Origin of the sequence: Streptomyces sp. NPDC020731 (genome assembly GCF_044334705.1) — a bacterium.
In the GTDB taxonomy this organism is placed as follows: Bacteria; Actinomycetota; Actinomycetes; order Streptomycetales; family Streptomycetaceae; genus Streptomyces.
Window position 1 is genome coordinate 94,871 of the sequence record NZ_JBIRTN010000021.1, and the last position, 21,948, is coordinate 116,818.

25 protein-coding genes are annotated in these 21,948 nt (G+C 67.6%); 20 read left to right on the forward strand and 5 right to left on the reverse strand.

The window, feature by feature from the left end; genetic code table 11:
- Nucleotides 1–484 precede the first annotated feature (484 nt).
- The gene (locus ACH4VX_RS28860) at nucleotides 485–967 is read left to right on the forward strand and encodes a DUF4365 domain-containing protein (protein ID WP_319113161.1); all 483 of its coding nucleotides are present in this window, start codon (nucleotides 485–487) and stop codon (nucleotides 965–967) included.
- Between the two features lie 32 nt (nucleotides 968–999).
- Nucleotides 1,000–2,169: a hypothetical protein gene (locus tag ACH4VX_RS28865; protein WP_398371402.1), complete on the forward strand. Its 1,170-nt coding sequence runs from the start codon at nucleotides 1,000–1,002 to the stop codon at nucleotides 2,167–2,169.
- A gap of 136 nt (nucleotides 2,170–2,305) precedes the next feature.
- Here ACH4VX_RS28865 and ACH4VX_RS28870 read toward each other — a convergent pair whose 3' ends face one another.
- Entirely contained in the window at nucleotides 2,306–3,685 is a 1,380-nt protein-coding gene (locus tag ACH4VX_RS28870; RefSeq protein WP_398371404.1) for a deoxyguanosinetriphosphate triphosphohydrolase family protein, read from the reverse strand.
- A 508-nt stretch (nucleotides 3,686–4,193) separates the two neighbouring features.
- Between ACH4VX_RS28870 and ACH4VX_RS28875 the strand changes: the two genes are divergently transcribed.
- The 14 genes from ACH4VX_RS28875 (at nucleotide 4,194) to ACH4VX_RS28940 (ending at nucleotide 14,100) form a co-directional block, all read left to right on the forward strand.
- The gene (locus ACH4VX_RS28875) at nucleotides 4,194–5,042 is read left to right on the forward strand and encodes a helix-turn-helix domain-containing protein (RefSeq protein WP_398371515.1); all 849 of its coding nucleotides are present in this window, start codon (nucleotides 4,194–4,196) and stop codon (nucleotides 5,040–5,042) included.
- Nucleotides 5,043–5,139: 97 nt separating this feature from the next.
- Nucleotides 5,140–5,529, forward strand: a complete 390-nt coding sequence (locus tag ACH4VX_RS28880) for an ATP-binding protein (protein WP_006134834.1) — start codon at nucleotides 5,140–5,142, stop codon at nucleotides 5,527–5,529.
- Nucleotides 5,530–5,704: 175 nt separating this feature from the next.
- A complete protein-coding gene (locus ACH4VX_RS28885) occupies nucleotides 5,705–6,556 on the forward strand; it encodes a sigma factor-like helix-turn-helix DNA-binding protein (RefSeq protein WP_398371406.1) in 852 nt (283 codons plus the stop codon).
- Nucleotides 6,553–7,395 (forward strand): integrase, encoded by an 843-nt coding sequence (locus tag ACH4VX_RS28890; RefSeq protein ID WP_398371408.1) that lies wholly within the window; start codon nucleotides 6,553–6,555, stop codon nucleotides 7,393–7,395. Before ACH4VX_RS28885 ends, ACH4VX_RS28890 begins: the two co-directional genes overlap by 4 nt.
- 10 nt (nucleotides 7,396–7,405) lie before the next feature.
- Nucleotides 7,406–7,762, forward strand: a complete 357-nt coding sequence (locus ACH4VX_RS28895) for a DUF6233 domain-containing protein (protein ID WP_398371409.1) — start codon at nucleotides 7,406–7,408, stop codon at nucleotides 7,760–7,762.
- A gap of 243 nt (nucleotides 7,763–8,005) precedes the next feature.
- Nucleotides 8,006–8,353, forward strand: a complete 348-nt coding sequence (locus tag ACH4VX_RS28900; protein WP_028959488.1) for a hypothetical protein — start codon at nucleotides 8,006–8,008, stop codon at nucleotides 8,351–8,353.
- A gap of 5 nt (nucleotides 8,354–8,358) precedes the next feature.
- Nucleotides 8,359–9,714, forward strand: a complete 1,356-nt coding sequence (locus tag ACH4VX_RS28905; RefSeq protein ID WP_398371411.1) for an FtsK/SpoIIIE domain-containing protein — start codon at nucleotides 8,359–8,361, stop codon at nucleotides 9,712–9,714.
- 85 nt (nucleotides 9,715–9,799) lie between these two features.
- Nucleotides 9,800–10,495, forward strand: coding sequence for a DUF2637 domain-containing protein (locus ACH4VX_RS28910; protein WP_398371516.1), 696 nt, complete (start codon nucleotides 9,800–9,802; stop codon nucleotides 10,493–10,495).
- Between the two features lie 13 nt (nucleotides 10,496–10,508).
- Nucleotides 10,509–10,688, forward strand: a complete 180-nt coding sequence (locus ACH4VX_RS28915) for a mobile element transfer protein (RefSeq protein ID WP_019524147.1) — start codon at nucleotides 10,509–10,511, stop codon at nucleotides 10,686–10,688.
- A gap of 16 nt (nucleotides 10,689–10,704) precedes the next feature.
- On the forward strand, nucleotides 10,705–10,860 hold the full coding sequence (locus tag ACH4VX_RS28920; RefSeq protein WP_006134826.1) for a hypothetical protein: 156 nt from the start codon (nucleotides 10,705–10,707) through the stop codon (nucleotides 10,858–10,860).
- A 20-nt stretch (nucleotides 10,861–10,880) separates the two neighbouring features.
- Nucleotides 10,881–11,186 carry a SpdD-like protein gene (locus ACH4VX_RS28925; RefSeq protein WP_359747194.1) on the forward strand — a complete coding sequence of 102 codons (306 nt, stop codon included), beginning with the start codon at nucleotides 10,881–10,883 and terminating at the stop codon, nucleotides 11,184–11,186.
- 88 nt (nucleotides 11,187–11,274) lie between these two features.
- Nucleotides 11,275–12,621, forward strand: a complete 1,347-nt coding sequence (locus tag ACH4VX_RS28930) for a replication initiator (protein WP_398371414.1) — start codon at nucleotides 11,275–11,277, stop codon at nucleotides 12,619–12,621.
- Nucleotides 12,614–12,853: a helix-turn-helix transcriptional regulator gene (locus ACH4VX_RS28935; RefSeq protein WP_398371416.1), complete on the forward strand. Its 240-nt coding sequence runs from the start codon at nucleotides 12,614–12,616 to the stop codon at nucleotides 12,851–12,853. Before ACH4VX_RS28930 ends, ACH4VX_RS28935 begins: the two co-directional genes overlap by 8 nt.
- Entirely contained in the window at nucleotides 12,853–14,100 is a 1,248-nt protein-coding gene (locus ACH4VX_RS28940; RefSeq protein ID WP_398371418.1) for a tyrosine-type recombinase/integrase, read from the forward strand. The genes ACH4VX_RS28935 and ACH4VX_RS28940 overlap by 1 nt, the downstream gene beginning before the upstream one ends.
- A gap of 80 nt (nucleotides 14,101–14,180) precedes the next feature.
- Here the strand turns inward: ACH4VX_RS28940 and ACH4VX_RS28945 are convergent, their stop codons facing one another.
- On the reverse strand, nucleotides 14,181–14,942 hold the full coding sequence (locus tag ACH4VX_RS28945; protein WP_398371420.1) for a phosphoglyceromutase: 762 nt from the start codon (nucleotides 14,940–14,942) through the stop codon (nucleotides 14,181–14,183).
- 153 nt (nucleotides 14,943–15,095) lie between these two features.
- Here ACH4VX_RS28945 and ACH4VX_RS28950 point away from each other — a divergent pair, with 153 nt between their 5' ends.
- A complete protein-coding gene (locus ACH4VX_RS28950) occupies nucleotides 15,096–16,379 on the forward strand; it encodes an MDR family MFS transporter (RefSeq protein ID WP_398371422.1) in 1,284 nt (427 codons plus the stop codon).
- 117 nt (nucleotides 16,380–16,496) lie between these two features.
- Here ACH4VX_RS28950 and ACH4VX_RS28955 read toward each other — a convergent pair whose 3' ends face one another.
- Complete coding sequence (locus ACH4VX_RS28955) at nucleotides 16,497–16,652, reverse strand: hypothetical protein (RefSeq protein ID WP_398371424.1); 156 nt, start codon at nucleotides 16,650–16,652, stop codon at nucleotides 16,497–16,499.
- Nucleotides 16,653–16,782: 130 nt separating this feature from the next.
- A complete protein-coding gene (gene phoU, locus ACH4VX_RS28960; RefSeq protein WP_398371426.1) occupies nucleotides 16,783–17,484 on the reverse strand; it encodes a phosphate signaling complex protein PhoU in 702 nt (233 codons plus the stop codon).
- A 201-nt stretch (nucleotides 17,485–17,685) separates the two neighbouring features.
- Here phoU and ACH4VX_RS28965 point away from each other — a divergent pair, with 201 nt between their 5' ends.
- Nucleotides 17,686–19,047, forward strand: a complete 1,362-nt coding sequence (locus ACH4VX_RS28965) for a sensor histidine kinase (RefSeq protein ID WP_398371428.1) — start codon at nucleotides 17,686–17,688, stop codon at nucleotides 19,045–19,047.
- Nucleotides 19,044–19,724, forward strand: a complete 681-nt coding sequence (locus ACH4VX_RS28970; protein WP_016825667.1) for a response regulator transcription factor — start codon at nucleotides 19,044–19,046, stop codon at nucleotides 19,722–19,724. Before ACH4VX_RS28965 ends, ACH4VX_RS28970 begins: the two co-directional genes overlap by 4 nt.
- Nucleotides 19,725–19,916: 192 nt before the next feature.
- On the opposite strand, the gene ACH4VX_RS28975 is transcribed toward ACH4VX_RS28970, so the two are convergent.
- Nucleotides 19,917–20,642, reverse strand: coding sequence for a DUF461 domain-containing protein (locus tag ACH4VX_RS28975; protein WP_398371430.1), 726 nt, complete (start codon nucleotides 20,640–20,642; stop codon nucleotides 19,917–19,919).
- A 651-nt stretch (nucleotides 20,643–21,293) separates the two neighbouring features.
- On the opposite strand from ACH4VX_RS28975, the gene ACH4VX_RS28980 reads away from it, so the two are divergent.
- A complete protein-coding gene (locus tag ACH4VX_RS28980) occupies nucleotides 21,294–21,776 on the forward strand; it encodes a CarD family transcriptional regulator (protein ID WP_003953493.1) in 483 nt (160 codons plus the stop codon).
- The last annotated feature ends 172 nt before the right edge of the window (nucleotides 21,777–21,948 follow it).

Sequence of the window (21,948 nt, forward strand, 5' to 3'; positions counted from 1 at the left end):
CGCGTATGCCTCGCTGTACCCCCGCCGGCCTCAGCCACGCTATTGCGCAGTCGTCCAGAGCAACCCGCGACGGCCGGCCCCGTGACGACGGAGCGCGAGCTATCAGCTTGGGTTTTTTTGGTGACCGCTACTGCGCTGACCTGCGGCGAAGTATCAAGGAAGATCTGCCTGACCGTCGACTCGGTACCCGCCATTCCCCGCACGATCGGGCACGCAGATGGCACGTGAGCCTCGGTCGGTTGCGGCCTTGCAGCCATTGACCAGCGCGCCCGCATAGCCGCCTCGCTGTTGGGCCTCTGGCAGGTGGTCATTTCGATCATGCGGTCACAATCTGCGCCCGAACTGCCACGCGATCTACCCAAGTGCAAGGAGGGCACCTACCGTATGGTCCTAGTACCTCCGGGGGGAGACACGCCACGTGTTAAGCGTAAGTGCACATATGCCTACTGAGCCGCTCAGAGGCGACCTTCGGCAGACAGATCGCATGGAGATGCTGCAGGACAGTTATCTGCGGGCCGTTGCTGCCGCCTCTGGATGCACCATGGCAAAGCCTGAACCAGACGACGGCATCGACTGGCAGCTGACGCACTCTTCCGCGTCCCATGTGGTCGACTGTCAGATCGATCTGAAGATCCAATTGAAGAGTACGTTTACTTCTGCACCCAATCCGCCCAATGGTTTCGTATCCGTGAATCTGAGCAATGACCGGCTCAAGATGCTTGCACGAACTCCTGTCGCGGTTCACCGAATCCTGGTAGCCATGATCGTGCCGAAAGATTTCGCTGGGTGGGTCGAGGCTAGTCACGACTATTTGTCGCTCCGACATTGTGCTTACTGGCGTAGTGTCACTGGAGAGGTACCCTCGGGTAAAGAGAGCACTGCAATCCGTGTGTCAACCGGCCAAATTTTCGATGACGTGGCACTCTGTCAAATAATGGAGAGGATAGGGCAGGGAGGCGCACCGTGAACTCGCCTAAGTTTGCGGAAATCGCTTCTCGCATGAGCGACAGCGAGCTGGCTCGCTTGCTTGAGGTGAACGGTTGGGAGAAGTTCGGCGGTCAAGCAAACATGTATAGCCGATGGCGACCTATTGGGAATGCATCGGCGCGCGGGATTTTATTGCCACAAAACGAGGAACTGGCCGACTACTCCGACCTCTTCGCGCAAGCAGTTGCACAGGCATGGAAGTTGGGTAGTACGCGCCTTAGGGCGCTACTTGAAAGGGTCTTGACCACTCAGGCCCTTGGTGACGAAATGAAGTTCCATAAAGAAGCCAGGACGTATGAAGGTACGATTCAATGGTTGGCGGGTGAAGACCTGCATGCTGCCGCTCGAAAGTCGATGGCCGTTGCCGCGAAGTCGCGCAAGTCTAAACTCGCGTACTTCGGTAACGCGAATGCACACTTGGCTAGGTCTTTTCTAGAGTCAGTGTTGATGGGGCAGACTGAGGTAGGTAGCTACGTCGTGACGGCGTACGTACCCCCTACGGAGATCTTCACCGAGAAGAAGTTGCGCCCCGGGGACACGCTTCCAGCTACGGGAACTCATACTGGCCGTGACATTACGCGCGCCCTGGTTGATGTACTTCAAACGACACGAGAAGTTGTCGACCACTATACAGAAACAGGTTCCAGCGCAGGGTTCACCGAAAACGTCGATCGCGGCTTTTGTTTCGAGATCACACAAGCGGTTCGGGATCTTGTTAGGGATTCGGACGGGGCGGAAGTCGGAATTGAGATGAATGTGGCCGCCGATCTTTTCCAGGATTCCTGCATTGAGACATATTCTATGGAATTCTCGCCGGCAGACTACCCCGTGCTAGAGACGGCAGGAAATGTCCTAGCGGCTACTTCTCGACCTCAACGCGTTACTGTTTTGGGTGCGGTGACGCTACTTGATAGGCCGCAATTTGGTCGCCCTGGGCTCATTCGGGTAGATGTTCTGTCCGGTAGCACGGCCAAAAAGATGCGCGTCCGTCTGAAAGCGGAAGACTACGATCTCGCTATGGATGCCCATCGCAACAATATGGCGATAAAGGTGACTGGGAGACAAGAAATCGAAGGCCGGTATTACTGGCTTTACGACCCGGAGCGTATTGAACTTATTCCGATGGAAGTAGTCCAGGCTCAAGCCGAATCTCCGAGTTCCGATCAGCATCCGCTGTTCTAGACCGCAGCTCGAAGGGTACAAGGCTGCTGCCAGCCACCGCTTCAGGAGAGAGGCTGAGTAATCCGGCAACTGAGCTGCGGCTTCGGCGGCCGAGGATGCGGGCGGCTACTCGACCGCGGGGGGCCGGTGTGCAACCCTAAAACCATGTGCCGAATATAGAACCTTGTGCAACGCTATTTCCGGTAATGCGCTCATACAAATTGATCGCCTGATCTTCAGTGAGTGCACAGATGTAGTCACACACCGCTCGTGCGCGGCGCTCTTCATTGCTTCGATGGAAGCCACTTATTTGCTCGTGTTTTTCCATGCGATCGTAGATGTCGTCAAGTAGCTCTGGTACCGGGTAATCTGGATTCCGCCTACCCTTTCGATGGCTTCCTAGCATCTCCATCAAGTCGTCAAATAGCGTGCTGACAATTCTATTTTGGCCACGCTGAACCATAGCCAGGCTGGGGCGCCTTATTACGTAGAAGAAGGTCAATTCCTTGATGACCTCGACCCGGTATTCGGCGATTTCATCTATGGTAACTTCCGGGCTGCCTCCTGAGTTGTTGATAGTAACCGCATCAAAAAAGAGACCAAGTAGCTCGTGCTGAAATTGGTCTAGCATTTTGCGATCATCGCGCGTATCCCGCCACTTACGGTCCGGCATTAGGCGCTTAAGTTCCCGATATTGCCGCACGAATGTATCTTCGTTGAATTCTTCATAACCGTCGCTCCTTCGTGCCCTCGCAAATCCCATGAGTTCGTCGGATGACTCGTTATGCAGGGCATGAAGGGGTATGAGGCCACCCCGGAAGTAGTCGTAGAGATCATGAGTGACATATGAAACGTCGTCAGCCCAGTCCATCAGGACAGCGGCTACGGAACGCTTCCCCGTATAAGTCTCGCCATGTCGTGCGAAGTTGAAATCCTGTTCCTCGCTCCGATAGGCGCCCCACTTATTCCCCCTGATCCTGTAGGGCCATTTTCGATCTGCTAATTCTGAACCCTCTTCTCCTTGGTACCTGGGGTACTTAAGGACTGCATTGAGAGATGCCCTGGTAAGGTTCAACCCATGGTCGACATGGGCGTGAACTGCTAGCTTGGTGAGTACTCTGAAAGTTTGCGCATTGCCTTCAAATCCCCCGTAGTGAGACATTTTTTGTTGCAGCACTTTATCGGCTGTGTGGCCGAAGGGTGGATGCCCGATGTCATGTGCGAGTCCTGCAGATTCCACAATGTCGGGGAAAGATACTGCCTTTCCCGGAACTTGCTCAGCGAAAGCTGGATCCTTGCACAGGCGCTGAGTCAGGCGGCGACCTATCTGGGCAACCTTCAGGCTGTGAGTGAGGCGATTGTGTAGAAGGTGATGCTCTCTGACGGCCGCAACTTGTGTTACGCCTGCCAATCTCCGGAACGCCGAAGAATAAAGTATGCGGTCACGATCACGCTCAAACGACGTACGAGGATCGATGTCCAAAGGCGGGCCATGCCTGCGTTGAGCGTGGAATTCCTCGTTCTCTTGCGAAGGCATTTTCGTCTCCTCGGTCAATGATTGCCCGCATGCTCACTGACGGATCGGCTCTGGGAAGGCGCCGAGCAGCGATGAATAAGGAGAATATAAGAGGGGCGCGGCCTCTGTACTTAAGTTAGCACCGTCTTCTTGGGGTCGCGCGTTGATCAGCGGCTGCACCGTACAAGGACTCACATAGAAGGAGAGCGGTTCCCGGTGAGGGCGGCGGAGCGGCTTCGAGGCTCGCGCCAAAGTGGCTCCGTAAAGCCATGGAGCCGACCGCCCCAGCCACGACGTACCCGTTCTCTGGCATCAGCCGGCTGATTGCTCAGTGCGCGGCACGGGCGCCGGCCGGGCTGGAGCGGGGCGGAGACAGGAGCGCAGGCCCGGCCGGGGGCCGGGCCGCGCGCGGTGAGCGGAGCGAGCCGCCTTGAACTAGTAGAGAGACTTTGAATCACGCTCATACCGACGGCTGTTGATGCTGCTCTTGCGCCTGGCCGCTGTCGGCTCGTGGTGTAGAACCCTGGGTATGGGGAGTGAACGGCGCGAGCGGATGCGGGTGCTTGGGGCACGTCTTCGGGCTCTGCGTGCGGAGGCTGGTCTGACGGGTGCTGCTCTGGCTCAGCGGGCCGGCGTTGGTCAGCCGACGGTCTCCAAGGTGGAAACCGGGCGCATGGTCCCCAGTGTCGATGTGCTGGACCGGCTGTGCCGGGCGCTCAACCTCGATGAGTCGGCGGCCCGGGAACTCCGTGACCTGCTCGTCGCCGTTGAGTCTGCGATCGCCACCGATTCCGAAGCGGAAGGGCTGCCCGCTGGGCTCGTCGTTGATGACGCGGTCCGCGGTGCTCGGTCGGTGCGGTCGTTCCAGTGTGTCGTTCTGCCGTCGCTGCTTCAGAGCGCGGAGTACGCCCGTCACGTTTTCGAGAGCGCGCCGGACTCGACCCCTGAGGCGGTTGGTCGGGCTGTCGCTGCCCGTGTGGAGCGGCAGAGCGTGTTGTTCGAGCCTGGGCGCGAGTCGGTGTTCGTGCTGACGGAAGCCGTGCTGCGGACCTGGCCGGGCACGCCGGCGCTGATGCTCGCCCAGTTGGACCGGCTGCTCGCCGTCGAGAGCCTGAGCACGGTGCGGCTCGGCGTCATCCCGTGGCGCCGCCCGGTGCCGCATCTGCCTCGTCACGGCTTCACGCTGTGCGACGAGCAGGCTGTCGTGATTGAGGCGTTCACCGGTGAGCGGGTGGCCGTCGCCTCCGCCGAGGTGGCTGCGTACGAGGAGACCTTCGACCGCTTCCAAGGCGCAGCCGTCTTCGGGGACGAGGTACGTGAGCTGTTGTTGCGGGTGATGAAGGAGTTCCGCGAGCTGGGAGACACGGTCACCCCTTAGAGGAATAATTCCTTTACATGCCTGGCGTGCGGAGCGCTTGTGGGCATAGCCTGCCGTCGCGCTGTCTAGTCCCCTAGACGCAGACAAGGAGCTTGCCATGCGTACCAAGTGGTGCCGCGCCTTCCCCGGCCTGGCCGAGCAGGTGGTCCAGGCCCGTCACTTCGTCGCTGCCTTAGTCGCCGAGAAGGGGCCGGTCGATGACGCCACCCTGGTTGTCAGCGAACTGGCCACCAACGCCGTTCGTCACTCGCTGAGCGGGGCGGAAGGCGGCTGGTTCCTCGTGGTCGTCGGCTTCGGTGACGGCTTCGTCCGTATCGAGGTGGTCGACCAGGGCGGCGAACGGGTCCCGCATCTGTGCGATGTGACCAGCCAAGAAGAGGGCGGGCGCGGGCTGCTGCTGATCGCGGCCTGCGCGAAGGACTGGGGCGTGAAGAACTGGCCCGACGGGCGTTCCGTCTGGGCGGAACTGGCCTGGGAGGGCGCGTGACCGGGTGCCGCTCGCTGATGGGCGGCCATTGCCGTGCCGGCGGTGACGGGTGACTCCTCGAGGTGTGCCTCGGCGACGGTCGCGCTTCTTCGTCGTTGAAAGTCGTACGGGACGGCGCCTCCCACCCATTCCGTCTAGGGCCCTAGACTCCTGGGTACTTCTGGGAGGTGTGGTCATGTCGGACGAGTTGCAGCGGATCATGGCGATCGATGATCCGTACCTGCTACTGCGTGAGGTCACCACGAGGCTGGCCGCTGCGCAGCAGGAGGTGACCGAACTCGCCCGGCTCCGCCGCCGCGTGGTTCAGGACCTCCACGCACAAGGAATGTCCTACGCGCAGATCGCCGAGAAGGCCGGCCTCAGCCGCGGGCGGATCCATCAGATCCGGCACACCGGCCCGGCGCCTGAGGGCGCCTTCCTCGGGACGGGCGCCGTCACGGTCGTGACGCCGCTCCGATGGGACGACACGAAGAAGCGCCCGGTCGTCGCCATGGCCGACATGAACTCCGGCAAGCGGCTGGAGGAGATGGCGAAGTCGTACGGGCTCGACGTCAGCTCCGGCCACGTACAGGTGAGCGGCGAGGTCGACCTCAACCGTGACGGCCTGGTCGTCGTCTGCGGGCCGGGCATGTCCCAGGCCATGCGCGACCTGTACGCCCAGGACCCGGTACTCGCCTGGGAACACCCGGAGGGCGAGCCCTGGGCGCTGGTGGACCGGCGCACCGGCACGGCGTACCACGCAGGGGCGGACCTCGAGCCGAGCCGCCCGCACGACGTCGGATACCTGGGCCGACTGCCCCGCCCGGACGGGAACGGCTCGGTGCTGGCCATCGCCGGCATCCACACGGCAGGCTCCCTCGGCGTCGTCCACCTGCTCGCCTCCGACCTCAGCACGCTGTGGGGACAGGTGGGGGAGAGGCACTTCTCCACCCTGGTGAGTGTCGAGTACGACCCCGAGGCCGAAGAGCCACAATCCGCCGAACTCCTCTGCCCCCTGTACCTGCACGACGAGGAGACGACGGCGTGAACGTCGCCCTCGGCACGCTGCCTGCCGAACCAGACCAGCAGAACGAGGACTTCGCGGCCACCGCTCCAGGTGCGGCCGTCCTCCTCGACGGTGCCGGCGTCGCCGGGGCCGAGACCGGCTGCGTGCACGGCATCGCGTGGTTCTCCTCGACCCTGGGCGGACTGCTGCTGGGCAACATCGTGCAAGATCCCGCCCGGCCCCTCGCCGACTGTCTCGCCGACGCGATCCGCGGCGTCCGGTCCCTGCACGAGGACACGTGCGACCTGACCTACCGGGCCAGCCCGACCAGCACGGTCGTCGCGGTCCGCGTCGGCGGGGGAGCGCTGGAGTACCTCGTCCTCGGCGACTCGACCCTCCTCCTCGCCGGTCAGGGCGGGAAGACGACCGCTGTCACCGACGACCGCCTAGACCAGGTCGGAAAGCAACTCCGTGCGTCGGTCGACCGACTGCCCACCGGCACGCCCGAGCACGCTGCCGCCCTGGCCCAGTACCGCGACGACCTGACGGGACTCCGTAACCGGCCGGGCGGCTTCTGGATCGCTGGCCCCGAACCACGGGCAGCCGAGCACGCCCTCACCGGAACGGTGCCGCTGGAATCGCTGGCGTCCGTGACCCTGCTGAGCGACGGCGCGGCACGCCTCGTCGACCGGTTCGGCCTCGCCGACTGGACGGACGTGCTGGACGTGCTCGCGTCCGCCGGCCCGGACGAACTCATCCGCCGTGTACGGGAAGCGGAGAACGGCGATCCCGACGGGCAGCGGTGGCCTCGCGGAAAGGCGAGGGACGACGCCACGGTTCTCCACTGGGTGCCCTCGTCGAAGCCGCACACCCAACCGTAGAATCGAACGTGTGAGCGACCAACCGTCCCGACTGGAGCTGCTGCGCTTCGCGCGCCGTGTGGTCGTGCAGCAGGCGACGGCTGCCGTGCGGCAGCTCGACGGGTGGATCGCGGACGAGGAGCGGCGCGAGGCTGAGCGGCGCCGAGGTGAGGAGATGCGGCCGCCGCCTCCGGACTGGCTGCTCCAGTACGGGCTCAACCGGGAGAACGTGGATGCCGTCCATGCCGGGGACTGCTGGGCAGCGACGAAGTCGGGCCGGTGTCGTCCCGCGTCCCGCGAGCAGGTGGTTGAAGCTCTGCGGCATGGTGTGCCGGCGTGCGTGCACTGCCGCCCGGATACGGCGCTGGGCCTGCTCGACAACCCGTGACGGTGGTGGTCTAAAAGCGGGCAAGGGGCTCCCGAATGGCGTCACCGGCCGCTGCGAGATCGGGTGGTCCCATCGACGCTCGCGCGACACGCTCGTATACCCCCCTAGACAGTTGACGGGGCGTCGGTTTACGGTGGTCGTCAATCCCCCTGGACGGTCGGGGTGGTCGCCTCCCTGTGCTGTCTAGGGGGGTATTCAACGGCTCGGCGTCCACGAGGGCGCCCGAATCAAGTGAGGTACAGAATGCGTGTCATCCCTGTGGACACCTCGTCCGCCACTCTGCTGGTCACCAAGCTCCCCGAGGTCAAGGTGAGGGACCGGCAGACCGGGGAGGTGGCCGTGGACCCGGTCACCAACGACCGGCTCATGGTCATGGAGCTGGTGTTCATCGCCCAAGGTGGCTCGGACATGATCAAGGTCACCGTGCCCGAGAAGGGCATCGGCGAGGGACTGGTCATGGGTGCACCGGTGTTCCTGTCCGGCCTGATCGCCCGGCCCTGGGAGAGCGAGTTCGGCGGCCGTACTCGGCACGGCATCGCCTACCGGGCAGACGCCGTCATGGTCGGCACGCCGGCCGCGGTGCAGGGCTGAGCGCCATGACCGATGCCCTGTGGATTCTGCTGTTAGCGGTGCTGGTGGCGGCTGCGCTGGCCGCTGTGCGCCGTCGACTGCCGGTCCTGTTCTGGTGGCTGGTCGGGTATCCGGCCGTGACGCTGCGGGTGCTCACCACCTACCGGGCCACCATGGACGCCTGCGGCCTGACGGTGCCCGCCTCTGCCATGCGCCGGGCCACCGCCCGGATGGTGGGGCGACAGGCCGCTCCCGTGCCGCCTCGTCGGTCGCTGCCACTGCCGACCGGGTCCGGACTCGTGATGCGGCTGCGCATGGCGGCCGGCCAGGCACCCGAAGACTTCAACACTTCGGCCGACCGGCTACGGCACGCCTGGGGTGCGCACGCCGTGCACGTCCGGCCCACCAAGCCGGGACGGCTGGAGCTGCGGTTGGTCGGCTGGGACGTCCTCGCCGACGTACGGCCCCCTCGTCGGCGGCTGCGGACCGAACCGCTGACCCTGCCCCTGGCACTGCGTGAGGACGGACACTGGCACGTCCGGGACTTCCGCACCGTGCCGCACGAACTCATCCTCGGCGCCACGCAGTCGGGCAAGTCCGTGTACCTGCGCAACCTGCTCTGCGGGCTGGCCCGGCAACCTGTCGCACTCGTCGGCATCGACTGCAAATGGGGTGTCGAACTGGCCCCGTTCACACCCCGGTTGTCGGCGCTCGCCGATACGCCGGACCGTGCGAACGACCTCCTTGACGTCCTGGTGGAGGAGATGGAGGCACGCTTCCGCCTGATCGGCATGAGGGGCGGGGCCGGTTCGGATGCCGTGCTCACCTCGGACGTCTGGGGCCTGCCGGAGAAGGCGCGGCCGGTGCCGGTCGTGGTCGTCGTCGACGAGGTCGCTGAACTCTTCCTCGCCGCGAGCAAGGACGACGAGAAGCGGCGGGACGCCATGGTCACCAAGCTCATCCGCCTCGCCCAGCTCGGGCGCGCGGCCGGCATCTATCTGGAGGTGTGCGGGCAGCGCTTCGGCGCCGAACTCGGCAAGGGCGCCACCATGCTCCGCGCCCAGCTCACCGGTCGGGTCTGCCACCGCGTCAACGACGAGACGTCCGCCAACATGGCTCTCGGCGACATCGCACCGGAAGCGGCGCTGGCGGCCACCAGGATCCCGGCCGAACGACCCGGCGTCGCGGTCGTCGGGGACTCCTCCGGCGGCTGGTCCCGGGTCCGCTCCCCGCATCTCACTCTCGAAGACGCGGCGGCCGTCTGCCGCGACACTTCGGGCCTGATCCCAGAACTGCCCCGCCTGGAAACCTTCCGACCTGTCGTGGTGCAGCCTTCCGCTGCTCCCGGCGTGCAGCCCTCCGCGCGCCCGGTGACCGGGTAGCCGCACTTCCCCTCCAACGGTCGGCGTGAACGCCTCACGCCAAGTCCCTACCCCTGCCATGCCCGAACCGAAGGAGCCCGAGCCGATGCGTGCCCACCTGGCCCGCGTGGACGCCGTGATCGTGCAGGCCGTCATCGCCGGTGCCCTGTCCTTCTCCCACCTGCACGACGTCGCCGCAGCGGCCGGACAGGACGGCTGGAAGGCGTGGGCCTATCCCGTGAGCGTCGACCTGCTCTTGGTCGCCGCCTGGCGTCGGATGCGCCAGTCACAGCGAGCAGGCCAGGCGGCCGGCGGTCCGCGGCTGTGGTTCCTCGTAGCCCTGGCCGCGTCCCTCGGCGCCAACGTCGCCACGGCCGGCCTCCTCGACCTGGACGACGTACCCGCCTGGCTCCGCGTGACGGTCGCAGGCTGGCCAGCCGTCGCCTTCTTCGGCGGCACGCTGCTGGCCCACGCCCCGCACGCCCCGGGGCACGCCGCCTCTCCCGCGACGGACGCCGCTACGGCACCTGACGGCGGTTCGTCCGGCGCGGAACGGCCCGATCACAAGGTTCCGTACCCCGCCGACCCCGAACCAGTTCCCGAGCCTGCTGCCACCCCGGCCACCGCTCCCGCCCCAGTGCCTGCTCCAGCCGTCGCCCTGCCGCCCGCCCTCGTCGACCGCGTCCGGGCCCTGGCCGACGAACACCGCTCGGCCACCGGTCGCCCCGCCGACCCCGACGCCGTACGCACTCGGCTCGGCCTGCCCCCATCCATGACCGCATCCGTCGCCGCACACCTCTGAGAGGAGCCCCACCGTGAACCGCCGTTTCCGCAACCTCCGACGCATCGGCCCCGTCAACGTCGCCTCCTACGTCGAACGCGGCCGGAACCGCCACCTGGCCGCCTGCACCGCTCCCCGCTGCGACTTCTCCGCCGAGTACGACAGCCGCGCCGCCGCCGAACTCGCCGCCCGCACCCACCGCTGCCCGGCCTGACAGGAGACCACCCGACATGGACGTCCCGCTCTGGCTCGCGCTGCTCGTCGTCGGCGTCCTCGGCGTCAAGCTCATCCGCCCGCCCTGGTGGCTCATCGCCGTACTGCTCCTGGGCGGCTACCTCCTCGCCGACAGCCTGCTCGCCCCCGTCATCGACCCCGCCCTCAAGTGACCCGCGAAGGGAGACCGCTCATGTTCCGACCGAAGGTCCCGACAATGCCGCAGCCCACCGGCCTGACCACCCCGCCCGCGGTCGTCGAACCGACCGCAGTCACGCCGCACGCCCCGGCCCCGGCATCGACAGCCGCCAGCCCAGCTCCGAACCGTTCGGTCGTCCAGCTCACGCCGGGCACCGTGCTCGCCCTCGTCGGCGGCGGCACCGCCGTGGTCCTGGTCGTCGGCGCCGTCCTGGTCTCCATGCTCCTCGCCGTCGCCCTCACTGCCGCATCCGTGGCCGTGTGTGCCATCACCGTCCGCTCAGTCATCGCCCGCCGCTGACACCACCGCCCCGACTTCCCGGCCTTCTCACACTGTCTAGCCCCCTCGACGAAATCCGACTCCCGCCCACGTAAGGAGGACTCCCCACATGACTTCTGCGGCTACGACCGCAGCTATCCGCCAGCTGGCAGCACTTGCCCGGCACGGCGGCCTCAGCGCCTACGCCCACCAGATTCAGCGCCTCGGCGGCTGCGAGCGGCCCATCCGAATGGAGGGCCACCGCATTGACGTCCACGCCGCCACCGGAGAGATAGTCCGGGAAATCACTGACCGCGACCTCCCGGCCGGACAACTCCTCATCCGCTGCAACAACCGCCGCGCCACCCGGTGTGCATCCTGCGCCGAGGTGTACCGCAAAGACACCTTCCACCTCGTCACGGCCGGCCTGAGCGGCGGCAAAGGCATCGGCCCGGCCGTGGCCCAACACCCGCGCGTCTTCGCCACCTTCACCGCCCCGTCCTTCGGCCCCGTCCACAACCGCCCCGGCGGTGGCCATTGCCACTGCGGACGCCTCCACCCGGACGACGACCCCGCCCTCGGCACACCCCTGGACCCGGACCGTTACGACTACCGCGCGGCCGTCCTGTGGAACGCACATGCCGGGGCGCTCTGGGCTCGCTTCACCACCTACCTACGCCAGCACCTCGCCTCCCGCGCGGGCCTGAGCCGTTCGGCACTGCGGCACTGCCTCAAGGTCTCCTACGCCAAGGTCGCCGAGTACCAGCGGCGCGGTGCCGTCCACTTCCACGCCGTCATCCGCCTCGACGGCCCGGACGGTGCCGAGGACACCCCGCCGCCTTGGGCCACCACCGAACTCCTCACCGACGCGATCCGCTCGGCGGCCATGCAAGCCGAAACACCCGGCCCAGTCCTCGACGGCCACCCGTACGCCTTCCGCTTCGGCGACCAGCTCGACATCCGCCCCATCCGCTCAGCCGACTTCAACGGCACCTCGGAACTGTCCAGCCGCGCCGTGGCTGCCTACATCGCCAAGTACGCCACCAAGGGAGCCGAGACCGCGGGCACCCTCGACCGCCCCATCCGCAACCCGATCACGGACCTGATCGGCTCCGACGTCACCGACCACGCCCGGCGCATGATCCTCACCTGCTGGCACCTCGGGGCGCTCCCCGAGCTGGAAGACCTCCGCCTGCGCAAGTGGGCCCACATGCTCGGCTTCCGTGGCCACTTCTCCACCAAGTCCCGCGCCTACTCCGTCACCCTCGGCACCCTCCGCCAGGAACGCGCCGACCACAACGAAGCGTTGGCCCGCGAACGCGCGGCCGAGGCCGGCCACCCGCTTCCCGACCCCGGCACCGTCCTTGTCCTCCGCCACTGGCGCTTCGCCGGTACCGGCCTGACTGCCGCAGAAGCCTGGCTTGCCGCTACACGCGAGCCCGATGCGGGAACGGAAGGAGAGCCCGCCCATGGCTAGCCGACGCAGCACTGTCGTGGACGTGGCCCCCGAGCCGAGGCCTCTGCCGTCGCGGTACCTGACTCCTGACGACCTGGTGGCGATGTTCGACCTGCCCAGCGTCGAGACGGTCTACCAGTGGCGCCGCAAGCGCACCGGTCCCCGCGGCTTCCGGGTCGGCCGGCACCTGCGCTACGACCCTGCGGACGTCCAAGCCTGGGTCGAGTCCCTGCGGGAAGGGGCTGCCGCCTGATGGCCGGGCACGTCCAAGACCGCTGGTACAGAACCGAGACCGGCCCGGACGGGAAAGCGCGCAAGGTCAAGACCGAGCGCTACGGGTCCGGTCAGCGCTACCGCGCTCGCTACGTCGGCCCGGACGGTACGGAGAAGTCCAAGAGCTTCCCCGACCGTCAGAAGCGGCTCGCTGATCAGTGGCTGGCGCACATCGAGGCGGACATGGCGCGCGGGCAGTACATCGACCCGCGCGCCGCCCGGATCACCTTTCAGCAGTACGCCGAGCGCTGGGTCGCCACGCAGGGCGCCGACCCGAACACCCAAGCCTCGATAGAGTCGCAGCTACGGCTGCACGCCTTCCCCTACCTCGGCTCGCGTCCGCTCGGCTCCTTCCAGCCAGCGCACATCCGGGACTGGGTGCGGCAGTTGCAGGAGAACGGCATCCGCGGGTCGTACGCCCGGACCATCTACTCCAACGTGCGCGCGGCGCTCAGCGCGGCCGTGGACGACGGCCACCTTCCCCGAAACCCGTGTGCGGCCCGGTCCGTCCGGCCGCCGACCGTCGACAACAAGCGCGTCGTGCCCTGGACACCCGAGCGGGTCTTCGCCGTCCGGGCCGCCATGCCCGAGCGCTACCAAGCCATGGTCGACCTGGGCGGCGGCTGCGGGCTCCGCCAGGGCGAGATCCTGGGCGTGGCCGTCGACGCCATCGACTTCGAGTCGGACACGCTCCACGTGGTCCAGCAACTGAAGCTGAGTCGCAGCAAGGCCGTGTTCGCGCCGCCGAAGGGTGGCAAGCTGCGGGACGTGCCGCTTCCCGGCCCCGTTGCCGACGCACTACGGGCGCACATGAAGCGGTTCCCGCCGGTCGAAATCACCTTGCCGTGGAAGGTGGCCGACGGTCCTCCGGTGACCAAGCGACTCATCTTCACCGGGCCGCGCGGCGGGCACGTCTGGCGTACGTCGCTCAACGAGGAGGCGTGGAAACCGGCGCTGGCTGCAGCGGGCGTCATCCCTGTGCCCGAGCGGGGACGGCCGTACGCCGAGTCCCGAGAGAACGGCATGCACGCCCTCCGTCACTTCTACGCCTCGGTGCTCCTGGACGCGGGCGAGAACATCAAGGCCCTCGCCGAGTACCTTGGCCACTCGGACCCGGGCCTGACGCTCCGCGTGTACGCGCACCTCATGCCGTCGAGCCAGGAGCGGACCCGCAAGGCAATCGCCGCCGTCTTCGACACGGCCCGGCCGGAGCCGTCCAGCACCTGACGGCCCAGAGGCGGCCCAGAGGCAACGACAAGCCCCCTACTCGCGGAGAAACCGCAGGTAGGGGGCCTATTCGTGCGGGCTTACTTCTTCTTGCCCTGGTTCTTGACCGCCTCGATCGCCGCCGCGGCCGCGTCCGGGTCGAGGTACTTGCCGCCCGGGGTGACCGGGCTGAAGTCCGAGTCGAGCTCGTAGTACAGGGGGATGCCCGTCGGGATGTTCAGGCCCGCGATGTCGGCGTCCGAGATGCCGTCGAGGTGCTTGACCAGGGCGCGCAGGCTGTTGCCGTGGGCGGCGACCAGGACCGTGCGGCCGGTCAGGAGGTCGGGGACGATCGCGTCGAACCAGTACGGGAGCATCCGGACGACGACGTCCTTCAGGCACTCCGTCTGCGGGCGCACCTCCGGCGGGAGGGTCGCGTAGCGCGGGTCGGAGAACTGGGAGTACTCGGCGTCGTTGTCGAGCGGGGGCGGCGGGGTGTCGTAGGAGCGGCGCCACAGCATGAACTGCTCCTCGCCGAACTCCGCGAGGGTCTGCGCCTTGTCCTTGCCCTGCAGGGCGCCGTAGTGACGCTCGTTCAGGCGCCAGCTGCGGTTCACCGGGATCCACAGGCGGTCGGCGGACTCCAGCGCGAGCTGCGCGGTGCGGATCGCGCGCTTCTGGAGGGAGGTGTGGAGCACGTCGGGGAGCAGGCCGGCGTCCTTGAGCAGTTCGCCGCCGCGCGTCGCCTCCTTCTCGCCCTTCGGGGTGAGGTTGACGTCCACCCAGCCGGTGAACAGGTTCTTCTCGTTCCACTCGCTCTCGCCGTGGCGGAGGAGGATCAGCTTGTACGGTGCGTCGGCCATGTGTCCGAGCGTAATCGACGCCCCGCAGGGGCCGCGCGCCCTGCCCGCTTGGCGGACGGTTGACGGGATCTGTTAATCGGGTGGTCCCCGGGATCCGGCCTTTCGTAAGGTGTGCATGCCGCATCAGGCGCTTACATCTTCTACGGGGGTCCCATGTCAGTCGCCGGACTGAGACGTGCCGCGCGCGAGTCCGTCTCGGGGCTTCCCCGCGAATTCTGGTGGTTGTGGGCCAGCACCCTCGTCAACCGGCTCGGGGCGTTCGTCGCCACCTTCATGGCGCTGTACCTCACCCTCGACCGGGGGTACTCCGCCTCCTACGCCGGGCTCGTCGCCGCGCTGCACGGGCTCGGTGGAGTCATCTCGTCGCTGGGCGCCGGGGTGATGACCGACCGGCTGGGGCGGCGGCCCACGCTGCTCGTCGCGCAGACCGCCACCGCCCTGTCCGTCGCGCTGCTCGGCTTCATGCGGGACCCGGTCGCCATCGCGGCCGTGGCCTTCCTCGTCGGCATGGCCTCCAACGCCTCCCGGCCCGCCGTGCAGGCGATGATGGCGGACATCGTGCGGCCGGAGGACCGTATCCGGGCCTTCTCGCTCAACTACTGGGCCATCAACCTCGGCTTCGCGATCTCCTCCGCGGGCGCCGGGTTCATCGCCGAGTACAGCTACCTCATCGGGTTCCTGATCGAGGCGGGCATGACGCTGGTCTGCGCCGTGCTCGTCTTCGTGAAGCTGCCCGAGTCCCGGCCGAGCGGCAAGGACTCCCCGGACACCTCCGGGGGGAGCGGGTCCGTCTCCCTGCTGACCGTGCTGCGCGACGGGCGGTACATGGGGGTCGTCGGGCTGTCCTTCCTCATCGCCCTCGTCTTCCAGCAGGGGTACCTGGGGCTGCCCATCGCCATGGGGGAGGCCGGGTTCACGCCCGCGGACTTCGGCATGGCCATCGCCGTCAACGGCGTACTGATCGTCGTCCTGCAGATCCCCGTCACCCGGTTCATCGAACACCGGGACCCCGGGCGGCTGCTGGTGATCTCCTCGCTGCTCGCCGGATACGGCTTCGGGCTCACCGCCTTCGCCGGGTCGGTCGGCGTCTTCGCCCTCACCGTGTGCGTGTGGACGCTGGCCGAGATCGTCAACGCGCCGACCCAGACCGGGCTCGTCGTACGGCTCTCCCCGGTGCACGGACGCGGGCGCTACCAGGGCATGTACACCATGTCCTGGGCGGTCGCCTCCCTCGTCGCCCCGCTGATGTCCGGGTTCGTCATCGACCACTGGGGCGCCGAGTGGCTGTGGGGGATGTGCGCCGTCGTCGGGACGGTGGCCGGCCTCGGCTACGGGCTGCTGATGCGGCGGCTTCCGGAGGAAGAGCTTCCGGGGGAGGAGCTTCCGGAGAAGGAAGCGGTCGTGGTGGGAAAGGCCGCGGAGGTCAGTGCCTCCTGAGAGGCGCCGGCTGCGCCGGTCCGCTTCGGCGGAGGGGGCCACCGGTACGCCGAGGGCCCCGGCGCCCATGACGGGCCCCGGGGCCCTCGGTCGGTGGCGGGCCGGGTGCCTACGGCGTCAGCCGCACTGACAGGGGTTGCCCGACTGGCAGCCGCAGCCGCAGCCCGAGCCGCAGCCGCAGGCGGCGATCAGGGTGAGGTTCCTGATCTCGGCGGGTTGCTCGGTCTCGCGCTCCTGCGTGGGGTCGGGTGTCGTGCTGGGGGAATCGGCCATGGGTCCCTCCTCGGGGCTGGCGCCTGTGCACGCCTCCCCCCATTGGACGCCCGTCCCGCCGGGCGCATCAACGGCGCATTGAGGCTCGTACGCACTCCGGCCGGGCTCCGTCGCGCGGGTACGCCCCCGGTCAGGCTCCTTCCGCCCCCGTCACCGCCTGGATCTCCGGCTGCAGGTCCGTCTGGATCTCGTCCGCGTGTTCGCCGGTGACCAGGTACACGACGCGCTTGGCGACCGAGACCGCGTGGTCGGCGAAGCGCTCGTAGTACCGGCCCAGCAGCGTGACGTCGACGGCCGTCTCGATGCCGTGCTTCCAGCGGTCGTCCATCAGGTGCTGGAAGAGCGTGCGGTGCAGCAGGTCCATCGCGTCGTCGTCCTGCTCCAGCTGGAGCGCCAGGTCGACGTCCTTGGTGATGATCACCTCGGCCGCCTTCGCCATCAGGCGCTGCGCGAGCTGGCCCATCTCCAGGATCGTGGCGTGCAGGTCCCGCGGGATCCCGCGCTCCGGGTAGCGCAGCCGGGCGAGCTTGGCCACGTGCTGGGCGAGGTCGCCCGAGCGCTCCAGGTCGGCCGACATCCGCAGCGAGGTGACGACTATCCGCAGGTCGGTCGCCACCGGCTGCTGGCGGGCCAGCAGGGCGATGGCCCGGGCCTCCAGGTCGTGCTGGAGCTCGTCGACCTTCTGGTCGGCCTCGATCACACTCTCCGCCAGCTTCAGGTCGGCATCGAGGATGGCCGTCGTGGCGCGTCCGATCGCCGACCCGACCAGCCGGGCCATCTCCACCAGACCGTCGCCGATCGAATCCAGTTCCTCGTGGTACGCGTCCCGCATCAGGGTTCCTCTCGTGCGTCTTCGTCCGGGCTTCAGGGGCCTGGGCTCCTCCCCACGCTCCCACGTTCCGTCCCGTACGCGTCCGATTCCGGCACCCCGAATGAACCATCCCTGGCTCCAAGGTGAACTCTGGGCGACGAGTGTTCGAGCTCGCACGCCGACGGCTGTGGGCACCGCCCGTGCCATGCCTAACCTGGGGGCATGGACGTGAACGCGGCGGTCGCCGCAGTGGCAGCGATCGCCGGAGTGCTCACCGGCGTCATCGCCATGCTGGCGTTCCGCTTCAGCGAGCGCGAACAGAGGCGCCCCACGCGCACCTCCCTGCACACGGACCCGGTGCTTCCGCCGGGTGTGGACACCGTGCTGTCCGTGCTGCGCTCGTCCGCCGTCGTCCTCGACGAGGCCGACGGCGTGGTCAAGGCCAGCTCCGCCGCGTACGCCCTCGGGCTGGTCCGCGGCGGCAAGCTGGCCGTGGAGCCGATGATGCAGATGGCCCGTGACACCCGGCGCGACGGCGAGATACGCCAGGTCGAGCTGGACCTGCCCCGCCGGGGGACCGGACGCGGCGAGGCCCTCGCGGTGTCCGCGCGGGTGGCGCCGCTCGGCTCCCGGCTCGTTCTGCTGCTCGTCGAGGACCTCACCGAGGCCCGCCGCATCGAGGCGGTACGACGTGACTTCGTCGCCAACGTCAGCCACGAGCTGAAGACCCCCGTCGGGGCGCTCTCGCTGCTCTCCGAGGCCGTGATGGACGCCTCCGACGACCCCGAGGCGGTGGAACGGTTCGCCGGGCGGATGCAGATCGAGGCGACCCGGCTGACGAACCTGGTGCAGGAGCTCATCGACCTCTCCCGGGTGCAGAACGACGACCCGCTGGAGGACGCCGAGCCCATCCGCGTCGACGAACTGGTCGCCGAGGCGATCGACCGCTGCCGGCACGCGGCGGGCACCAAGGAGATCACCATGGCCTCGAACGTCCTGGCGCCCGAAGGACTCGATCAGGGTGGTGACGGGCGACGGGTGGCCGGCACGGCCGACCTGCGCGTGTGGGGCAACCGTGGCCAGCTCGCCGCCGCGCTCGGCAATCTCGTCGAGAACGCGGTCAACTACTCACCCGCCCGCACCCGCGTGGGCATCGCGGCCCGTACGGTCGCGCAGCCCGGCGGGGACCTGATCGAGATAGCGGTGACCGACCAGGGCATCGGCATCTCCGAGAAGGACAAGGAGCGCGTCTTCGAGCGCTTCTACCGGGTCGACCCGGCCCGCTCCCGTGCCACCGGCGGTACGGGGCTCGGCCTCGCGATCGTGAAGCACGTGGCCGCCTCGCACGGCGGGGAGGTCACGGTGTGGAGCGCCGAGGGCCAGGGCTCCACCTTCACCCTGCGGCTGCCGGAGGCCCGTGCGGCCCGCGACCGCGCCCACCAGATGTCCCACCGGGACGACATGTCCCACCAGGACGACACCCAGGGCCTCGACGGTGAGGCCGGACGGGCGTCCTGCTCATCCCCCCACTCTTCCGATTCATCCGCGTACGAAACGCTTCCCTCCCCGGAGGTCCTTCCGTGACCCGAGTGCTCGTCGTCGAGGACGAGGAGTCCTTCTCCGACGCCCTGTCGTACATGCTCCGCAAGGAGGGCTTCGAGGTCGCCGTCGCGACCACCGGGCCCGACGGACTCGACGAGTTCGAGCGCAACGGCGCCGACCTCGTTCTGCTTGACCTGATGCTGCCCGGACTGCCGGGCACCGAGGTGTGCCGCCAGCTGCGCGGCCGTTCCAACGTCCCCGTCATCATGGTGACCGCCAAGGACAGTGAGATCGACAAGGTTGTCGGGCTGGAGATAGGGGCCGACGACTACGTCACCAAGCCGTTCTCCTCGCGGGAGCTGGTCGCCCGTATCCGCGCGGTGCTGCGGCGGCGCGGGGAGCCGGAGGAGGCCGCGCCCGCGGCGCTCGAGGCCGGACCGGTGCGGATGGATGTCGACCGGCATGTGGTGACCGTGGGTGGCACCAAGGTCGATCTGCCGCTGAAGGAGTTCGATCTGCTGGAGATGCTGCTGCGGAACGCGGGGCGGGTGTTGACGCGGATGCAGCTCATCGACCGGGTGTGGGGGGCCGACTACGTCGGTGACACCAAGACGCTTGATGTGCACGTCAAGCGGTTGCGCGCGAAGATCGAGCCGGATCCGGGGGCGCCGCGGTATCTGGTGACGGTGCGGGGGCTGGGATACAAGTTCGAGCCGTAGGCCTGCGACGCCGCGTTGTCCGGTGCCGGTGCCGGTGTGAGGGCTGGGCGGGGGGTGTTGCGCGGCCCGGCGTCTGCGGGGCACCTCCCGGACCCCTGAGGCACTGGGGGAGGCACGGTTGCCCGCGGTGACGTGAAAGGGCGGGACCCCTGTTCGGGGTCCCGCCCTTTCACGTCGTGCTCGTGTCCGTGCTCAGTGGCCGGTCTGTGCGCTGGCGGAGGCCGCGTCGGTCGGGGTGCCCGTCGAGTCGCCGGTCTCCGTGGAGCCGCCGGTCCCCGCCGACTCGCCGGTCCCGGTGTCCTCCGGGGCGCCGGTGGTCTCGCCCGTGGTGCCGTCGGCCGGCTCGCCGGAGGACTCCGCCGACGGCTCCGTCGACGGTTCCGTCGAGGCGCCCGGTGCGGCCGCGGCCTCGGTCGGGCCCCAGCTCTCGAAGAAGTGCTCGGCCGGGAAGACGATCGCGCGCAGGCTCACGTCACCGGTCTTGCTGAAGGTGAAGGTGACCTTCTGCGCGTTGCCGTCCCGGACGGCCTCACGGCTGCTGGGCAGCACGGCGGCCGCGTTGCCCTCGCCACCGAGGATCAGCGAGCCGCCGGCCGGGACGGTGAGGCTGCCGCCCTCGGCGGGGGTCAGCTCGGCGGTCTTGTCGGTGCCGGGGAGGGTGACCGACTCCAGCGTCTGGTCGGTGCGGCCCTCGTTGAACAGCGTGGCGGAGACGACCGCCGGGCCCGTCGACTCCAGGTCGGGCTGGGTGATGACCGTGGCGTTCTGGATCTTGATGTCACCGACGGTCGTCGACGCGTTGTCCGGCTGGATCTCCAGGGTCTGGGCGTTGTTGCCGGCCGCGCACGCGGAGAGCGAGGCGATCGAGAACGCGATGGCGGCGGCGGCGAGAGCACCGCGTCGAAGGCTGCTGCTCACGGCGGCGGCAACTCCTTACTCGAGCGTTTGGCGACCGGGTTGAGCCGCCCTAAGGGTCTGTCAGCGGCCTCAGGTTACCGAGCCGTTCCCGCACGGCCGCACCCGACCCTCCCGAGACGCCCCCCGTTGACCCGGGAAGGCGTGTCCGGAACCCCTGGTCACTGCCTCGTCCGCAGTCGGGAGCGGGCGTGTCTCGTCTCTTGAGCCACAAGTGACTCACCGGTCACTCGGGTCACTTTCACGCCGCACTCCCGCGCCATTCCCATAGTGATCGCGCATTTCTCGCGAAGGAATGAGTGGAGGCCTCCGGAATTGATCACCGGCCGCTCATCCCCGGGCCGTGTGATCAATTCCGGATTCGACCGGAACCCGGCTCCGCGCACCGAACGGAGTAGCGGAAGTCGAGCACTTGGAACCGGACATATGGGGATGTTCAACCGCTCGTGCGGGGCTCCGGATGCGTGTAGCGTACGCGTTTCGCTTGCGCCGAAGAGCCGCTCCGACCTGCGAATACCTGCTTCCGTTAGGCGTCCGCAGCACGTTCCTGTCGCTGTTGTCAAGCCCTGAGAATGGCCCTGACCTGCGAAAACGCCATTCAGAAGACGCCGTATCCGTGTTACCCTGGATAGCCACGGAAGGGGTACCTGTCACATGACGTTCAAGGTTGGCGACACCGTGGTCTATCCCCATCACGGGGCCGCGCTGATCGAGGCTATCGAAACTCGCCAGATCAAAGGCGTGGACAAGACCTACTTGGTGCTGAAGGTCGCCCAGGGCGACCTGACGGTACGTGTGCCAGCGGACAATGCGGAGTTCGTCGGCGTACGTGATGTGGTCGGTCAGGACGGGCTGGACCGGGTCTTCGAGGTGCTGCGCGCTCCGTATGCCGAGGAGCCCACGAACTGGTCCCGTCGTTACAAGGCAAATCTGGAGAAGCTCGCCTCGGGCGATGTCATCAAGGTCGCGGAAGTCGTGCGTGACCTGTGGCGTCGTGAGCGCGAGCGCGGACTCTCCGCCGGTGAGAAGCGCATGCTCGCCAAGGCGCGTCAGATCCTGGTCAGCGAGCTCGCCCTCGCGGAGAACACCAACGAGGACAAGGCCGAGGCCCTGCTCGACGAGGTTCTCGCCTCCTGAGATTCCTGAGTCACAGCTGCTCGCATTCGCAGTGCGCAGCTCATTCTCAGCACTCAGCACATCGAAATGCCGCGGTGCCCGATGACGTCATGGATGTCGCCGGGCGCTGCGGCATGTTCGCACCCGGACGCCTTTTCAGCGTTGCACTTGCGCCGCGCCGGGGAATGTGTCA

Excerpts from the sequence above, each read along its gene's own strand:
- ACH4VX_RS28860 (WP_319113161.1), top strand. The coding sequence starts at position 485 with ATGGAGATGCTGCAGGACAGTTATCTGCGGGCCGTTGCTGCCGCCTCT.
- ACH4VX_RS28955 (WP_398371424.1), bottom strand. The coding sequence starts at position 16,652 with ATGGCCGATTCCCCCAGCACGACACCCGACCCCACGCAGGAGCGCGAG.
- ACH4VX_RS28925 (WP_359747194.1), top strand. The coding sequence starts at position 10,881 with ATGTTCCGACCGAAGGTCCCGACAATGCCGCAGCCCACCGGCCTGACC.
- ACH4VX_RS28940 (WP_398371418.1), top strand. The coding sequence starts at position 12,853 with ATGGCCGGGCACGTCCAAGACCGCTGGTACAGAACCGAGACCGGCCCG.
- ACH4VX_RS28910 (WP_398371516.1), top strand. The coding sequence starts at position 9,800 with ATGCGTGCCCACCTGGCCCGCGTGGACGCCGTGATCGTGCAGGCCGTC.
- ACH4VX_RS28980 (WP_003953493.1), top strand. The coding sequence starts at position 21,294 with ATGACGTTCAAGGTTGGCGACACCGTGGTCTATCCCCATCACGGGGCC.
- ACH4VX_RS28870 (WP_398371404.1), bottom strand. The coding sequence starts at position 3,685 with ATGCCTTCGCAAGAGAACGAGGAATTCCACGCTCAACGCAGGCATGGC.
- ACH4VX_RS28950 (WP_398371422.1), top strand. The coding sequence starts at position 15,096 with ATGTCAGTCGCCGGACTGAGACGTGCCGCGCGCGAGTCCGTCTCGGGG.
- ACH4VX_RS28935 (WP_398371416.1), top strand. The coding sequence starts at position 12,614 with ATGGCTAGCCGACGCAGCACTGTCGTGGACGTGGCCCCCGAGCCGAGG.
- ACH4VX_RS28880 (WP_006134834.1), top strand. The coding sequence starts at position 5,140 with ATGCGTACCAAGTGGTGCCGCGCCTTCCCCGGCCTGGCCGAGCAGGTG.
- ACH4VX_RS28885 (WP_398371406.1), top strand. The coding sequence starts at position 5,705 with ATGTCGGACGAGTTGCAGCGGATCATGGCGATCGATGATCCGTACCTG.
- ACH4VX_RS28875 (WP_398371515.1), top strand. The coding sequence starts at position 4,194 with ATGGGGAGTGAACGGCGCGAGCGGATGCGGGTGCTTGGGGCACGTCTT.
- ACH4VX_RS28945 (WP_398371420.1), bottom strand. The coding sequence starts at position 14,942 with ATGGCCGACGCACCGTACAAGCTGATCCTCCTCCGCCACGGCGAGAGC.
- ACH4VX_RS28930 (WP_398371414.1), top strand. The coding sequence starts at position 11,275 with ATGACTTCTGCGGCTACGACCGCAGCTATCCGCCAGCTGGCAGCACTT.
- ACH4VX_RS28900 (WP_028959488.1), top strand. The coding sequence starts at position 8,006 with ATGCGTGTCATCCCTGTGGACACCTCGTCCGCCACTCTGCTGGTCACC.
- phoU (WP_398371426.1), bottom strand. The coding sequence starts at position 17,484 with ATGCGGGACGCGTACCACGAGGAACTGGATTCGATCGGCGACGGTCTG.
- ACH4VX_RS28865 (WP_398371402.1), top strand. The coding sequence starts at position 1,000 with ATGAGCGACAGCGAGCTGGCTCGCTTGCTTGAGGTGAACGGTTGGGAG.
- ACH4VX_RS28965 (WP_398371428.1), top strand. The coding sequence starts at position 17,686 with ATGGACGTGAACGCGGCGGTCGCCGCAGTGGCAGCGATCGCCGGAGTG.
- ACH4VX_RS28905 (WP_398371411.1), top strand. The coding sequence starts at position 8,359 with ATGACCGATGCCCTGTGGATTCTGCTGTTAGCGGTGCTGGTGGCGGCT.
- ACH4VX_RS28920 (WP_006134826.1), top strand. The coding sequence starts at position 10,705 with ATGGACGTCCCGCTCTGGCTCGCGCTGCTCGTCGTCGGCGTCCTCGGC.